The organism is Leptospira tipperaryensis (genome assembly GCF_001729245.1).
In the GTDB taxonomy this organism is placed as follows: domain Bacteria; phylum Spirochaetota; class Leptospiria; order Leptospirales; family Leptospiraceae; genus Leptospira; species Leptospira tipperaryensis.
Map to the genome: position 1 here is coordinate 141,186 of NZ_CP015218.1, position 15,358 is coordinate 156,543.

Consider the following 15,358-nt stretch of genomic DNA (forward strand, 5'->3'; position numbering starts at 1 on the left):
TCCGGGAAGAAATCACACAAAGGAGTTTGTTCCCTCTTTGTCGAAGTCTGTTCCGTCTTTCCGCTTCTTCATTTTTTATGATTCCATAATTCGCCTAACGTATCCATGGTTTTGAATATATGGTCTTGATTTTTGTTTTGGCGACAGAATGTCATGTTTGCCGGTCTATTTTAATCAGTAAAACAACTATTTTAGAATATTCTTAAATAATAATATTTTAAATTACTTTTAATGCTTAAATTCGAAACGACTAAAAATCAAGAATCGATCAAATATAAGGAGAGATGAGATGACAAGTGCAAATACGGGAAAATGTTTCTGCGGGTCCGTTGAAATAGAAGTGCAGGGTGCGCCGGAGGCGATGGGATACTGTCATTGCAGTTCGTGCAGATCTTGGTCTGCTTCGCCGGTAAACGCTTTTACTCTGTGGAAGCCGGAGAACGTAAAAGTATTAAAAGGGTCCGAGTATATCGGTCGATTTATGCAAACTGAAAAAAGTGATCGTCAGTTTTGTACAAAATGTGGAGGTCATCTGATGACGTTTCATCCGCCGTTTGGATTGTTTGACGTCTACGCTTCCACGATTCCTACCCTCAAATTTAATCCGGGACTTCACGTAAATTACGTTGAGACCGTTCTTCCAATGAAAGACGGATTGTTGAAGTTAAAAGATTTTCCTTCCGAGCTGGGAGGTTCGGGTCAGGCGGTTGCGGAATAACGATTTCGTTTTCTAAAGAGGAAACAGAACCTCTCCGCTTTTTGTAGAATGGAATTAGATTCTACAAACCGAATGTGGGGAGGTTTTGTATCGACTTCCCGGTTTTAAAAAATCGGATTCTATTTTAAGATTTTCTAATTTGGAACTTCTGCGATATGATTTACGTCTTCCCCGCAAACCAGAACAAATTCGCTCTGAGAACCTTTTAGACGGCTTTCTAAATAGGGTTTGTATTCTTCGGAATCGTAGAATTTTTGCGCGGCTTCTTTCGAAGGCCACTCGATGAGAAGAAAGAGCTGAGGAAGTTTTCTTTCTCCTTCCATTTTTTCTACGTTAGGCGTTCGAGCCAGATATTTTCCGCCGTTTTTTTCCACCATCTTGGTGACGTTGCGAACATAGGAAGGAATCCACCGAACGCTTGTTATATTGATTTCCGCGACTGAATAGTATTTCATTAAAAACCGATCCGTTGATGATATTGGGAAACAGTTCCGAAAATTCTTTCAAAAGTCAAGTGAGTTAAGAATGAAGATGGATCCGTTTTATTGTCTTACGCAATAGATTCCGTGTTGAGTATTGCAAGCAGTCGCGGCGTTATATCCGCGATCGATGAAGTTAGACGATATCTGAACCGGATCTCCGAGGGATCCGTACGTCGTTGCAAGCTCCGTGCTCGTCCAACTAAAACAACTTCTAAAATCTCCCGGAAGCCATACTCCGATAGAAGAAGGAGTATCGATTCGAATTCCGGTAAACGTATACGTGTTCGCAGGTCGGGTCCCGTCCACGATGATCGGATTGTTAAGAACGCCCGAATACATCGCTTGAGAATCCGTTGTGAATACGACCGCGCTATCGTTCGGATTCAAGGTGCTTTTTTTTATATTGAGATATCTTGTGTTCGGATACAAAACCCAATTGTGAGTTAGATCTCTTGCGCCCGACTCGTCCATGAGCATTGCCTTATATTCGTTTGGGCTTCCGAAAGAAGAAGGTAGACCGGCGGCCGCATTCTGACAAAGAGTATCCGCGCTTGGGACGCCGCCCATCGCACCGTCTGTGAGCATGCCTGCGATGTTATAGAGTTCAAAGATATAACAAGGTCCCTTTGTCGTGCTGCAAGTAGGGACGTTGTTTGTACTGTTGGAAGAAGAATTGAAAATGCGAGAAGGTTCAACCAAGGCGATCAAAGGATTTTTGAGCGCATCCGTTGATAATCGTTCCGCCTCGTTGCAAGAAACGGCACAAAAAAGAATGATAGAAAAAAGTCCGGGTAATCTTATAAATTCGCTCTTCATCATTTTTCCTTTCGATCAAGAAGGAATCGCCTTCATTTATCAAAACAAATTCACAAATGATAATTATACAAGAAAACGGGAAAAGAGAATTTAGGAACGCGCGAAAGGAACGAACGATACTTTTTAAGGAATGAACATTCGCCTCGCGGGGTGATCGATATATGGATCTCTATGAGCGATTATAAATAAAAATGGATCGAATTCTTATCGTTTATGCGTTGTCATTCCTTGTCGGTCAGTTCACCCGATTGTACGTCCAATTCTAAAATGATTCCGGAAAGGTTTTCGCTTTTTTCGGTTAGAGATTCCATAGAAGTCTGGAGATCGTTGATGGAATTTACGATCGCACGAAGGCCGATTCTTTGTTCATTGGAAGCGAGTTCTATTTCGGAGGAAAGCGCTTTCAAATAATCTAAATTAGAAAAGAATTGAGCGTTGATCGAAGTCTGTTCTCGAAAGAGTTGCGTAAATTCTTCAAAATGAGAAACAAATTCGTAAAATAGGGAATCTTGCTCTTTAAAACGTTCCGCCGTAATCTCCGCTGATTTTTGTCCCGAAGAAACGTGATTTGTGGAATTTTTGATAATATTAGAAATCAAATCGGCGTTCCGAGCGCTGCTTTCCGCCAGTTTGGAAACTTCTTGTGCGACGACCGCAAACCCCTTTCCGGCGCTTCCCGCTCTCGCGGCTTCAATCGATGCGTTTAAGGAAAGGAGGTTTGTTCGATCTGCGACGTCAGACATGATCTGATTTACGTCACTCACGCTTCGGAACGAATCTCCCAGAGCAAATAAAGAATGAGAAAGTTCTTTTACAAATCCGCTCACAGTGGATCCTGCGGTTCTTACTTTTTCCAAACTTAGATTGAGATGATGATTGAACGAAGTGATTCTTTCTATGATCGATTTTAGATTTTGACTATGAACGACTAAGTTTTCGATATTCTGAAATTGATTCTGAACGGTTTCGGCGGAACTTTCCGTTTGCGATTGAAATTCTTCCATCGTCGAGCTGATTTCTTCAAAAGAAGAAGCGTGATTGGAAACGACCTTTGTAAAGTCAGTCATAAAGTCTTTTAGGTTTTGTGAGGAAGTTCTCAAGTAACGCGCGGACTCTCGCATCTTTGTGGTTTTCTCGTTCATAACCTTCTGTGACTGTTCCAATTCTTTTTGTCTTCGTTCCGAATTCTGAACCAATTTTAAAAAGAGACTCACAAGAAAACGAATGATCATGGAAGCAGTAAACAAGAAGATGATCTTCATCGTCTGTTCCGATAACGAAGCGTAACCCGCGGACGCGGCGAGCAAGGGATCGTCCACCATTTTTAAACCGTATTGAGCGGCGACTACGATGACGATGGACTGAGTTAGGGAAGTAAGCAAACCCATAATCAAAACAAATCTCGGAGACAGAAGAAGTCCGGAGCAGATGATGTAGAGATAAGCGATTCCGTAAAAAATTTGTCCTTTAACGATCACACCTGAATTTTGCGGAGTGTCCGCGGCGACCACGATCATCGTAGAAAAAAGAGACAACACATCCAGAATCATAAATAGTTGGCTCTGGCTTTTCGAAATTTTGCCGTAGACCTTGATCTTATAAAAACTATAAAGTGCGTAGAGCAACATGCTCGTAACGCCTAAAAGATAAAACGTGTTTTGTGTGAGAGTACTTCGTTGCCAAGATGCTATTATGGAAACGTAAAATAGAACTATAAGAATCAATCGGATCCAATTGATATAAGCGGGACCGGAAGCGATGATGTCTCGGTCCGTCAACTGAGTTTTAGAATCTCTTGAAAGCATTGTGCTTTTTACATTGGCGTCTTTCTCGCTCAATGTAATTTTGATTCTATTTGAAATCGAAAATTTTAAGTTATAAGTAGCCGAACACGCAAAGAAACATCGGGAACCCGCTTATAACTTTTTAATAAATTATTTCCTTTGTCTTTCGTTTTTTCGGAGCGAATTCTCTTTAGAGGAGGACTTGTTCCAGAGGTCGGCGCGGAGAATTGGGCATACGTTGCGAATATCCGAAACGTGCGATGAGTTGAGGATAAGCCGTTCCTAGATTGAGGTGTTCCTTGAGTTGAGCTCGTAGTTTGGGAACTTCGGCGGGTTGATTCATAAAGGCCGATTTTATGTTTAAGGAAGTCGCGAGAAGAGTCCACTGTTCGAATGCGCGTCCGACTTCGATCCAGGCTTCTCTATCGTTTTGTTCCGAAGTAAAAATCATCATCCCGGAAGAACTTCGGATTAATTTTTCATCCGCATTTCCTTGGCTTTTTCCGCTTACGATCGCGTCCATGAGAAATTGACCGAACCATCGCGGGACCGAAGGATTTCCAGTACATCTTGTGGCGAGGCCGTCTCCCTTTGCGATCGCTTCCGATTCGCTAAATCGAATCCAATCTTTGAGTTCTTTGTAATACGCGGGATCCGAGATTTGAATCTGATCGCCTTCCTTGATGTATTCTATCAAAGGTTCGATTTGTTTTTTGTCCGTAAATACAAGATTGTGAATCGTTTTCGACTTGGGAGTTGATTCCAATTTTTTGAATTCAGAAGAGGACAGGGATTTTCCGTCGTATTCGTTTCGAGTGGACTGTCTCAAAGGAATCGCTCGAAATAGAGTTTCATTTTTGTTCGAGATTCCTTTTTTGAGAATAACTCGAATACAATCTTTTTCTTCCTTTTCAGGGAAATATTCAATTTCCGGAATGTATCCAGCTTGTTCGGAAGCGACCAGAAGATTTTCGAGCGCGCAGCCGAGACTGATGTAGAGTTCTCGATCGTCCGGATCTACGACGTGAAGCCTACGGGTAAAGTCCGGAAAAATACGAATCGTATTTCCTTTTAGTGAGAATTTCCAAGGTTGGGAATTGTGCCCGGAAGGGGCCAGTGTCGCATAACGTATTAAATTCAGCATTGTATTGTCTTCGCCCGCAAGTTTTGAAAAAGGTTTTGATCGGATCCTATCTACTTCCTCCCCATAATCCGCTCCGCTACAACCGGGAAACAACGAGGTAAGGGCAACGCCGGCGCTGAGAGCGGCAGCCTTTGTAAGAAAGTCTTTCCGGGTAAAACGATTGTTGTTCGCGGTTGTCATGTATCTTCGCATTCTTACTCGCTCCTTTTAAAATAAAGATCTTAGGTTCGCGCCGACTGAAATCGATTCCTTGTGTCGGCTTATAGAAAGTAATAAATCGAAAGACGTTTCAAGCAGAATAAAAATCTTAGAATTTGGATTCTATAATTTCCTTAATCTGATTGATCTCGATGGGCTTGATTAAATAACCCAAAGGACGAATGCTCTGGGCCTTTTCCTTGGTTTCTTTATCCGTATAACCGGTTACGAATATAATTGGAATCGTTTGAAACGAAGAAATTTGTTTTGCGGCGCTGATTCCGTCGAGTGCGCCTCCTAAATTGATATCCATAAGAATGACGTCGGGAGGATTGTTCTTAACGCTATCGATCGCATTCTCACCCGTCGAGACGTGATCCGTAATTTCGTAACCGATTCTTCTTAACTCCTTTTGCATGAGTAACGCGGTTAAAAACTCGTCTTCGACGATAAGAATTTTGATCTCAGGTTTCATTTATACGCGGGGAGAATAGAGGTCATTTTTAAACTCGAGCTGAAAAGAAAAGTTTGGCTGATTGCAGACGGAAATTTTTCCACGAAGTTGTCCTTCGCCGATCCCATAGATCAATTTCATACCGAGCTTATCGATTTTTTTCGGATCGATCGGATGTGAGATTCCTACTCCGTTATCGGAATATTGAAACAAGGTTTGGCCGGTATCTAGTTTATGAATTTTAATAGAAACAAGTCCGGCTGACGGATCCGGAAACGCGTGTTTTAAAGAATTGGAAATCAATTCCAGAAGAATCAAGCCGAACGGAATTCCGATGTCCAATAAGACCTGTTGATCTTCGATCTCGCACTGAATTTTTAAGTTCTTTGAAATTTCCTGATTTCGGATTAATATATATTGGATGAGTTTGTCGATATATTCTCTCAGTGAAATGCTCGAAAGGTCGTTCGACTCGAATAGAATTTGATGTACGATCGAGATGGTCTGGATCCGTTCCTCGGTTTTACTCACGAGCTCGTCTATGTCCTTATTCTTAACGTAGTTGCCCGCTTGAAGATTGAGCATACTCCGAATCAACTGCATCGTATTGTTCGATCTGTGATAGAGTTCGCGAATTAGAATTCCTTTTTCGTTTAGGGACTGGATGAGTTTCTTTTTGGAATTTTGATGTTCTTCGATTTCATTCTCAAGACGTTTGTTGATAAAAAGAAGAGTGTCGTAGGGTTCGTTAACGGAAGTAATAAAGATACTTTTGTAGATTAGATAGAAGGAAACGATTTTGTAAGTATGACCGAGAACGCTAAACGTATCAAAAACATTGGTATAGACCGTCATGGAAAAATCGCAAAATATAAAGAGTATAAGTCCCGCGAGCAGATATTTTAAGTTTTCATTCTTTGAATCTACATATAATTTTGTGTGGATTGCGAGTGAGATAATATTTAAGAATATAATAAAATACTCAAGGTTTATTTTTAGTTTTGTAAGTCCCTGTCCTGGGATATAAGTCTCCGGAAGGGCCGCCTGATAAAAACTCACGGTATAAAGAGCCGCAAACGTCAGGGAAAGGGAAATAAACAAAAGCCAAAAACTGTTGATACGAAGCGATTGTTTTCTTGTGTAGAAAAAAGCGCTAAAAAGAATTCCTAAAGCCGTCGTTATTCTTGCCAAGATCCAAAACTGAGTGGACTTGTTCGGAGTATTCGGAGTGATCAGGTCTGACATTCCCGAATAGGCGAGTGCGTGCATAAAATCGAACAAGCCTACGGTCAAAAAAGAAACAGCGATAAAAAGAGAGTGATAGTTTCGAGTACGTTTGTAAGTAAACCAACCCAAGCCGAAGATCGAAACGGAAACCGTAATGCTAAAAACCTCGGCGATATTATGAAAGACAAGATAGTCGGGAGCAGGGATGTCGTAGTTTAAAACGAAAGGAATGTTTTGAATCACGAGGATCGGGAGATAGGCGAGAACGATCAGTCCGAAAAATGGCAGGAATAACTTTTTGAGCTCCGTAGAATTTGCAGGATTCAGAATATTTTTAAGCATCGTTTTAAACTTGTTTGCAATTTATACGAATCATAATCGAAACTAAACCAGGATTTCAAATCGAATCTATCCTCCGACGCGCGTATTCGTTTCTTGATTTAGAAATAAATTTATCAAAGCAAAGATAAAAAAAAGAATTCTTGTGTTTGTCCAGTATTAAATTTGAATGTCCGCTTTCTTTCAATCGACGAAATAAATTTTAGAAATTATTTCTTAAAAATCGGGTTCGCTCCGGATTTCAAGTTAAGATAGAAGAAAACATTTAAACCTGTGTTTAAATAAAAGAAGGGGGATAGAAACGGGTCACTTGAGTGACAGGAAAGGGTTCTACTTTTTAGGAAGGATTAACCAATCGTAAATCGATTGTTCTATATCTTTTTTGTAATATGGTTTCGCCAAGAATCCGGACATGCCGGCCTTTTTACATTTTGTTTTATCTTCGTGTAATACATCCGCGGTTACTGGAATGATCACCGGTTTTTTTACGATCTTAGGATCGTTCAGAATCCACGCAGAGGCCGTGATTCCGTCAAGATGAGGCATGTTGATATCCATAAAAATCAAATCGAAGTTTGATTTTTTCGCTTTTTCCACGGCTTCAAGACCGTCTCTTGCGATCTCGTGGGAAATATTCAATTTATTTAAAATACCCGATAATAAAAATACGTTGGTATTGTCGTCTTCAGCGATCAGAATGTTTGTTTCCGGGGAAAGTCCGGAAAGATCGACTTGTTGTATAGGCTTCGGAGTTTCTTCGGAAATCAATTCGGATAACAAAATCGTAAATTCAAAAGTGGAACCTCCGCTTTCATTCTGAAACGCTTGGATGCTTCCTTGCATCAGTTCCACCAATTTTTTTGAGATTGCAAGTCCTAGTCCGGTACCTCCGTATCTTCTCGAAATACTCGAATCCAACTGAAAGAACTTCTGAAAGAGCAGATCAATCTTTTCTTTTGGTATTCCGATTCCGGTATCGACGATTTGAACTTGATAGCGGATAACGTGTTCCGGTTTTACGATTTTGGAATCTAAGACAACTTTGATTCCGCCGGAATCCGTAAACTTGATCGCGTTGGAAATGAGATTGGAAAGAATCTGTTTGATCCGGTGTTCGTCGCCCGTTGCACGATCGATGAAATCGGGAGAATAGACGACGTTGAATTCTAACCCTTTTCGTTTTATCTGGTATTGAAAGACTCCTTTCATTTCCTCAAGAATTGCGTTCCACGAAACTTCTCCGATTTCGAGTTCTATTTTATCGGCTTCTAATTTAGAATAATCTAAAATATCGTTGATAATTTTGAATAAAGTTTCTCCGCTGCTCTGTATGAGACTTCGAATGTGTTCCTGGTTGGCATCTAGTGGAGTGGATTTGAACTGTTCGATCAAACCTATGATTCCGTTTAGGGGAGTTCGAATTTCGTGGCTCATTGCTGCTAAAAATTGAGACTTCACCTTATTGGCGAGTTCGGCTTCGTTGCGCGCCTTTATGAGTTCCTCGGTTCTAAGAAGAACCTGAGTTTCTAAATTCGTATTTTGTAATTCTTTTAATTCCATCAACTCGCGGTGAGTCTGAATGTTTTCGTTCAGAGTGGATTCTAACTCGATAGCCATTCGTTCCGAATTGTCGATTGCTTGCGTAAGTTTTTTGGCGAGGACGCTCGCTTGTAAAAGGATAAAAAGAATCACGCCAACATTGGAAAAATATCCGGTCGCTATATAACCTAGGGTGAATAGAATGTCATTGGCAACCGTAGCCGAAAAAATGACGTAGGCGATTAAGATTACTAAGGCTCCTTCTCGATTCTTTTTCCACGCCTTTATCATATAAGGAATCAGACCGAATGGAAGAAGTGCAATCAGGGTGAATTCCAATTCCGAAAATCTTGTGAATACGTTTACGGGTAGAACAAGCACGAATACAAAGATAGAAAAAACTCCGATCGTAGGATAGATGAATTTGGACGGGACTTCCTGCGGATACAGAGATTTGATAAACATACACATCGAAATTCCGGTGGACACAACGACGAAGTAGATAAATCGAATATAGAAATCAAAACCCATCTTTGGAAAAAATAGAACGATACTGTGATTTTCAGCGCTCAATTGTCGAAGCGACATCAAAATACAAAAGAGAGCGAAGTAAAAGTATTCTTTGGAACGTGTTCGGAAGAGAAACATCAGGAGATGGTAAAGCCCGATCAAACAGATGGACGAAAAACTCGCGATCTCCGCGAGCAGATATTTTACCTGCGTGTTTCGGATCTGGTCCCATTCTCCCAGATGCAAAGGACGCCAGAATCCGTGATTCTCATGATTGAAATTAGAAATCCAGATTACGATTGTGATTTCGTCTTGAAGAAGATCCAGTTTGACTCGATCCGGTTTGATACCAGGGACCATGGTTTCGTAACTCGATCCGACTTGCCCGACCTTAACGACGGACTTTTCATTTACGAAAATTTCAAAGGCGGTAAGAATCTCCGTCCAACTGATTCCATAGGATCCTTGAAATGATTTTGGAAGTTTGATTTTGACGCGGTAGGTTGCCTTACCGAAGGGGCTGAGTTCTTTTCCGGGAATTTTATAAAATTTCCAGTAAGACGGAACGGGATGATATCCGTTGCAGTGTTCTTTCCAGAAAGTTTCGTCCGCACTCGGAGGAACCAACTGATCCCAACAAAATTCCCAATCTCCTTTTAAGTTTAGAATCCCGTCGTTCGGATTCCAATCGGAAAGATCCGCTTTTCCGTTTTGCACCGGATAAGATTTTTTTTCGAAGTCATTACAAGATGAATAGAAAAACAAAATCAGTAAAAACGTAAGGAGTAATTTTAAATTACTTAGGTGCATGTGCGTTTGGGAAAAGAATTAGAACCAGGGCTCTCCTTTCAGATGATCGGAGTCGAAAATATATAAACCGGGTCTTTCGTTCATTATGGCAAAAATTTACAAATAGGATACCGTTTTTTAAAACTCTAATATACTCAAAGTTTTAGAAACGGAAGTGATGAACCGCCAAACAATGTCTTATCGTTTAGCGGATTTTAAGACGGATCTATTGATTCAATTCTTTCATTTTCTAAGAATTAAAACGCTAGGAAGTTGCTGTTGGAATAGGCTTGTGTTTTCGATTTCTACGTAAAATCCGAGGCTGAGGATCACAAGGTCGTAGTCGCTCCAATTTTCTCCGTAGATGAGGGATCGTTCTTTTGCGAATATACGTATGTTTGGGAAGGTTTTGATTTCGTTTAATTCTTTTAGCCAGTCGGGAAGAATCCTTCCGGTCCAGAGAACTGTCACCTCGGCGTCCTCTATTTTGGAAATATTTTCTTGATAAGATTCTAAGAATTTATCTTCTATTCCTGAGACAAAAAAGAGGATTTTTTTCAACTTCGTAAATTTGCGATCGATCAAAATTCCTACCGGAATCTTAGAACTTTCTATGATCGTAAGAACTTTTCCCGCGACTTCTTTATGTGAGAATAGGGTCTGAGATCTTCCCAATAAGATGAGGGAAGGACTCAGGTCTTGGATTTGGTTAAAAATTTCTTTGGTAACGTTCGAACTGTTTTTATAAACGGTAAGAATCGAGCGCCCGAGCTCGTTTGCCTTTTCTTCGAGATTCCCAAAGACTTCCTTTTCAAGCACTTCCGCTTCCTGCGGAGAAATATCGGTGCTCGACGTGATATGAAGCGCGACAATCTTTGTTTCTTTCTTTTTGGAAGGGAAGAGTAAATTAGCTAATTCTAATAGACGAGTTCCGGTTGCGGTGGCCGCAAAGGACAAAAGAACTTTGTCTCCGTCTTCTTCCTGCGTATTTCTATGAAAGGTGAGATTCAAAAAATCTAAAATCGGCCCCGTCATAAACGTGGTAGTCAAGGCCATAAGGACCATCATAGCAAAGATAGGAGGAGAAAGAATTCCGAGGTCGTATCCTATGTTGAGGACCACCAGTTCCATAAGTCCTCTTGTGTTCATAAGGGCGCCGATCGAAAGACTGTCCTTCCAATTCTGCCCGACCAACTTGGCCGCGATCGAACTTCCGAAAAATTTTCCGATTACCGCGACTCCGATCACTCCCAGACAGACAAACCAGAGATTTCCTTCGTTTAACAATCCGATTTCAGTTCTGAGTCCCGTAAATACAAAGAACAAAGGTAGAAGAAGTAAGAGACTCAAGTCTTCGATCTTTTCGGACAACATTCTTCTAAAGTCTCCGTTAGACGGCATAATCACGCCGGCGAGAAAGGCGCCGAAGAGGGCGTGAATCCCGATCGCTTCGGCGACGTAGCAGGATAACAACCAGATGATAAATACAAAAGCGGTGACCGGACGGATCAAGGCTTCTCTGCTCGGATATCTTTGTGAAATTTTAGTCAAAAGGGGCCGGATCACGAAGATCATCAAAATAACATAAGAAATCGCTAATGCGATCGTGATCAATCCGCTCAAAAGGCTTCCGGCTTGCGCCACCGCGACTACGATCGCGAGGATACACCAGGCGGTAACGTCGTCCGCCGCGGCGCAGGTGATGACTAACGTTCCCAAGGATGTTTTTGTCAGTCCTCTTTCTTGAACGATTCTCGCCAAAACGGGAAATGCAGTGATGCTCATCGCAATTCCCATAAACAAACCGAAAACCAAAAAGGAAACGCCCTTGGGGGAAAAGTCTTGGTAGAGATAGATCGCGTAAGCGGTCCCTAAGAAGAATGGAAAAAGAATACTCGCGTGACTTACGACTACCGCGTCATGCGCCTTTTTGCCGAGAATTTTAACATCCAGTTCCATTCCCACAAGAAACAAAAAAAGAAAAAGACCGATCTGACTGAGGGCTTGTATACTTTTGAGAGATTCTTTTGGAAAGAGAAAGGAAGAATATTCGGGTAAGGCCCATCCTAAAAACGAAGGGCCTAGGATGATCCCGGCGATGATCTCGCCGATCACCATCGGTTGTCTAAAAAGACTCACGATCCAACCGAAAGTTCTCGCGACGATCAGAATCACTAAGAGCTGTAAGATGAGAAGCGCGATCGGGTGTTTTAGATTTTTCGAAAAATCGGAAGCCCAGACGACAAAGGAGAACGGATCGGAGTGAAACCCCGAGTTTTCGATTCCGACTTCCAATCCTTTTCCAAAGTTAAGAATCCTATGGATTCCAAAGCCGAATACTACGAGAAAAACGACGTAAACCAAAACGTTTCTGAAAGTACCTAATTTCATTCCTATACCACCATATTCAATTTTGATCATGAAGCCGATTCTTATAAAATGTCCCCGCTTCGTTTCTTTTTTAAAAGAAGACGAGCGTACGAATCCGAAACGACTCGGTTTGCAAACCGTTCGATCCGAATTTTAAGGACAAACTCCATTCTTCTTTCTAAACTCGTGGAGTATAAAAAGAATTAAGAATCAAGTCTCCAAAATCTATGTTGAGTCGGGAAGAGTTCGGAAATGAAATTTCCAACTGTCTTCTCTCCGTGCCTGCGAAGTTAGCTGACGGGCTAGGAATGAGAGATATCCTTTGCATCCTAGATGCAATTCGCCCCAAAATTTGGTTCCTCCGCTCCGGATGACTCCGGACTAGGCAGACTCAAGAACAAAAGAAGACCAGTCTTGATTTCAAGTCAAGAATTATCTTGGATCTTGGGCAATTCCCAGAGAAGACTTACGGAAAGACCGATCGCAACGGATGAGAATACGTCGATTGAAGAAATCTTCTCAAAGCCGAAGAGGTGAGTCAAAAGATCCACGTGAAAGATAAGAGCGAGGATGAGAATGGTCAAAGTGCAAATCCAATAGAAGATGGGATTTGATTTGGAAAGAACCTTATAAAAGGGAAGCTCTTTGGAAAGATGGATCAGGATCATTCCCAGATTGGAGGAAACCAAACACAGAAAGGACAGAGAACGGATTTTCTCAAACGTCCAGTGTTCGTGTTTTCCCCAAAAGGAAAGCGCAACTAACGCGAGAAAAATCAAGCCGCCCCGAATCAGACTGACCGACGCGTTTCGAAAACTGATCAGATTTTCTTTTCCTCTTCGCGGAGGGGAAGCATAGATATGTTTTTCCGCGTCAACCCCTTCGAACACGAGAGTACACGCGGGATCGATGATCAATTCCAACAGTAGGACGTGGGCCGGAAAGAAATAGAGCGGATCTCCGGTAAGAACCGGAAGAAGAGACATTCCTATGATCGGAATATGCACCGAGATGATATAAGAAACGCTCTTTTGGATATTCTCATAGATACGTCTTCCGAGCATGACAGCTTTTACGATGGAAGAAAAATTATCGTCTAACAAGACTAAGTCGGAGGCTTCTCTCGCGACGTCGGTTCCTCGTTTTCCCATGGAGATTCCGATATGAGCGGCGTGTAAGGCCAACGTATCGTTCACCCCGTCTCCCGTCATCGCAACGGTTTCTCCCTTACTCTGAAAACAACGAACGATTTTTAGTTTTTGATGAGGTCGGATTCTGCAAAAAATACGAACGTGATCCAGACGAGAAACGAGTTCTTCGTCGGAAAGTGTTTCCAATTCGTCCCCTCCGATCACGGATTCGGAAGGATCAAAACCGATCTGATTGGCGATGGACTTCGCGGTTCCGGCGTGATCTCCCGTGATCATGACGACCTTGATCCCGGCTCGTTTGCATTCTAAGACGGAAGCGGGAACCGACTCGCGGATCGGATCTTCTAAAAAAATCAAACCTAAAAAATCAAAACTGAGATCGTGTTGATTTTCGGGAATTCCTTGTGTCTTCGCTTTCGACTTTGCAACTCCTAGAATTCTAAAACCCTGAGAAGAATATTTTTCGACGACGTTCGCCCATTCGTTTAACAATTCTTTCGGAAAATGACAAAGATCAAAGATCGCCTCCGGAGCTCCCTTAGCTCCGATGAGAACTTCTTCGTCTTCCCGAGACAACCACGCATAACTCAAGGCCATGAGTTTGGAAGAGAGAGGATATTCTTTTTTAAGCTCCCAGTCAAAGTGGATGTGTTCAGTTCCGGAAAGAAAGGTAATCCCCAAATCACGAATTGCTTTTTCCATAGGATCGTATGGATCCTTTTTGGATGCGAGCAGAGCGAATTCCAAAAGAGAATGAAACCTTTCCGGAATTTCCAAAAGTTTAGAATCACATTCCAAGTGTTCCCCTTCGCAATAAAGACCTCGGACCTTCATATTGTTTTCGGTGAGGGTCCCGGTTTTATCTACGCAGAGAACAGTGGCAGCGCCTAACGTTTCGATGGCGCTTAAGTTTTTTGTCAAAACTCCGATTTTGGAAATTCTCCAGGCGCCTAAGGAAAAGAAAACGCTCAAAACGACGGGAATCTCCTCCGGTAAGACGGCCATTGAAAAAGTGAGTCCCGCGAGAATCGCTTCCAACCAACGTCCGTGACGTAATCCAAGACCGACGATGAGAAAGATACAAAGAACTCCGGCAAACAAGGAAAAGGTGATCGTAAAACGTTTGATCTCCGCTTGAAGGGGACTTTCCGATTGAGAGATATTCTTCAACTCTCTTCCTATCTTTCCGATTTCGGTGGAATCTCCCGTTGCGATAACTTGAAATACTCCTTCCCCCGCGACTACCGTACATCCCGCAAAAACGAGGCCTTGTCTACTTGCAGAATTTTGAATATTCTTCTCTAAATCTGCAATCGATTCTTTTTGGATGCTCGCCGATTCTCCGGTCAAAAGAGATTCGTCCACGTTGAGGTTTAAGGAGAATGTCAAAAATCCGTCCGCTGAAATCCGATCTCCTTCCTGAAGAATCACCACGTCACCCGGAACCACTTCTCTGGAAGGAAGGATCGTGACCTTTCCGTCTCGGATGACTCTGGCTTTGAGCGGGGCGAGTTCTTTTAAGGAAGCGAGTGCGTTTTTGGATTTGTTATTCTGATAAATCGTGATGGAAATAACAGCGATCACCGCGAGCGACAACATGCCGGCTTCTTCCAGATTTCCTAAAACTCCATACAAGATCCCGCAGAGGATGAGAAGGGACAACATAGGTTCGGAAATGACCGAAAGAATCATTTTCCAAAAAGATTCTTTCTGACTACTCAGTTCGTTCGGACCAAAACGTTTGAGCTTTTCGAAAGCTTCTTTCGAACTTTGACCTTTCGGTAAATTTTTTTCATAGGAAGGATTCGGCATAAATGAGGTCTCGGTAATTAAGAAT

General features: G+C 42.0%; 10 protein-coding genes and 1 riboswitch. Of the genes, 1 reads left to right on the top strand and 9 read right to left on the bottom strand.

The features are described 5' to 3' along the window. Positions 1-289 precede the first annotated feature (289 nt). Positions 290-718: a GFA family protein gene (locus tag A0128_RS19990; RefSeq protein ID WP_069609532.1), complete on the top strand. Its 429-nt coding sequence runs from the start codon at positions 290-292 to the stop codon at positions 716-718. 134 nt (positions 719-852) lie between these two features. Here A0128_RS19990 and A0128_RS19995 read toward each other — a convergent pair whose 3' ends face one another. The 9 genes from A0128_RS19995 to A0128_RS20040 all read right to left on the bottom strand — a co-directional run bounded on the left by A0128_RS19995 (position 853) and on the right by A0128_RS20040 (position 15,333). Beyond that, positions 853-1,173 (bottom strand): DUF1330 domain-containing protein, encoded by a 321-nt coding sequence (locus tag A0128_RS19995; protein WP_069609533.1) that lies wholly within the window; start codon positions 1,171-1,173, stop codon positions 853-855. A gap of 87 nt (positions 1,174-1,260) precedes the next feature. Beyond that, complete coding sequence (locus tag A0128_RS20000; protein WP_083244239.1) at positions 1,261-2,019, bottom strand: DUF1554 domain-containing protein; 759 nt, start codon at positions 2,017-2,019, stop codon at positions 1,261-1,263. A 218-nt stretch (positions 2,020-2,237) separates the two neighbouring features. After that, positions 2,238-3,821, bottom strand: coding sequence for a methyl-accepting chemotaxis protein (locus tag A0128_RS20010; RefSeq protein ID WP_069609536.1), 1,584 nt, complete (start codon positions 3,819-3,821; stop codon positions 2,238-2,240). 169 nt (positions 3,822-3,990) lie between these two features. Continuing rightward, positions 3,991-5,136 (bottom strand): Acg family FMN-binding oxidoreductase, encoded by a 1,146-nt coding sequence (locus A0128_RS20015; RefSeq protein WP_156781948.1) that lies wholly within the window; start codon positions 5,134-5,136, stop codon positions 3,991-3,993. A gap of 115 nt (positions 5,137-5,251) precedes the next feature. Continuing rightward, positions 5,252-5,617: a response regulator gene (locus A0128_RS20020; RefSeq protein WP_069609537.1), complete on the bottom strand. Its 366-nt coding sequence runs from the start codon at positions 5,615-5,617 to the stop codon at positions 5,252-5,254. After that, positions 5,618-7,165: an MASE3 domain-containing protein gene (locus A0128_RS20025; protein ID WP_083244241.1), complete on the bottom strand. Its 1,548-nt coding sequence runs from the start codon at positions 7,163-7,165 to the stop codon at positions 5,618-5,620. Positions 7,166-7,492: 327 nt separating this feature from the next. Continuing rightward, a complete protein-coding gene (locus A0128_RS20030; RefSeq protein WP_069609538.1) occupies positions 7,493-10,021 on the bottom strand; it encodes an ATP-binding protein in 2,529 nt (842 codons plus the stop codon). Between the two features lie 222 nt (positions 10,022-10,243). Beyond that, positions 10,244-12,421, bottom strand: a complete 2,178-nt coding sequence (locus tag A0128_RS20035) for a cation:proton antiporter domain-containing protein (RefSeq protein WP_245667275.1) — start codon at positions 12,419-12,421, stop codon at positions 10,244-10,246. A 214-nt stretch (positions 12,422-12,635) separates the two neighbouring features. Beyond that, a riboswitch (cyclic di-AMP (ydaO/yuaA leader) is annotated at positions 12,636-12,768 on the bottom strand. A 27-nt stretch (positions 12,769-12,795) separates the two neighbouring features. After that, positions 12,796-15,333, bottom strand: a complete 2,538-nt coding sequence (locus tag A0128_RS20040) for a cation-translocating P-type ATPase (protein WP_069609539.1) — start codon at positions 15,331-15,333, stop codon at positions 12,796-12,798. Positions 15,334-15,358: the final 25 nt, after the last annotated feature.

Bases quoted from the DNA above. Each gene is read 5' to 3' on its own strand.
- A0128_RS19990 (WP_069609532.1), top strand. From the start codon at position 290: ATGACAAGTGCAAATACGGGAAAATGTTTCTGCGGGTCCGTTGAAATA.
- A0128_RS19995 (WP_069609533.1), bottom strand. From the start codon at position 1,173: ATGAAATACTATTCAGTCGCGGAAATCAATATAACAAGCGTTCGGTGG.
- A0128_RS20000 (WP_083244239.1), bottom strand. From the start codon at position 2,019: ATGATGAAGAGCGAATTTATAAGATTACCCGGACTTTTTTCTATCATT.
- A0128_RS20010 (WP_069609536.1), bottom strand. From the start codon at position 3,821: ATGCTTTCAAGAGATTCTAAAACTCAGTTGACGGACCGAGACATCATC.
- A0128_RS20015 (WP_156781948.1), bottom strand. From the start codon at position 5,136: ATGCGAAGATACATGACAACCGCGAACAACAATCGTTTTACCCGGAAA.
- A0128_RS20020 (WP_069609537.1), bottom strand. From the start codon at position 5,617: ATGAAACCTGAGATCAAAATTCTTATCGTCGAAGACGAGTTTTTAACC.
- A0128_RS20025 (WP_083244241.1), bottom strand. From the start codon at position 7,165: ATGCTTAAAAATATTCTGAATCCTGCAAATTCTACGGAGCTCAAAAAG.
- A0128_RS20030 (WP_069609538.1), bottom strand. From the start codon at position 10,021: ATGCACCTAAGTAATTTAAAATTACTCCTTACGTTTTTACTGATTTTG.
- A0128_RS20035 (WP_245667275.1), bottom strand. From the start codon at position 12,421: ATGATCAAAATTGAATATGGTGGTATAGGAATGAAATTAGGTACTTTC.
- A0128_RS20040 (WP_069609539.1), bottom strand. From the start codon at position 15,333: ATGCCGAATCCTTCCTATGAAAAAAATTTACCGAAAGGTCAAAGTTCG.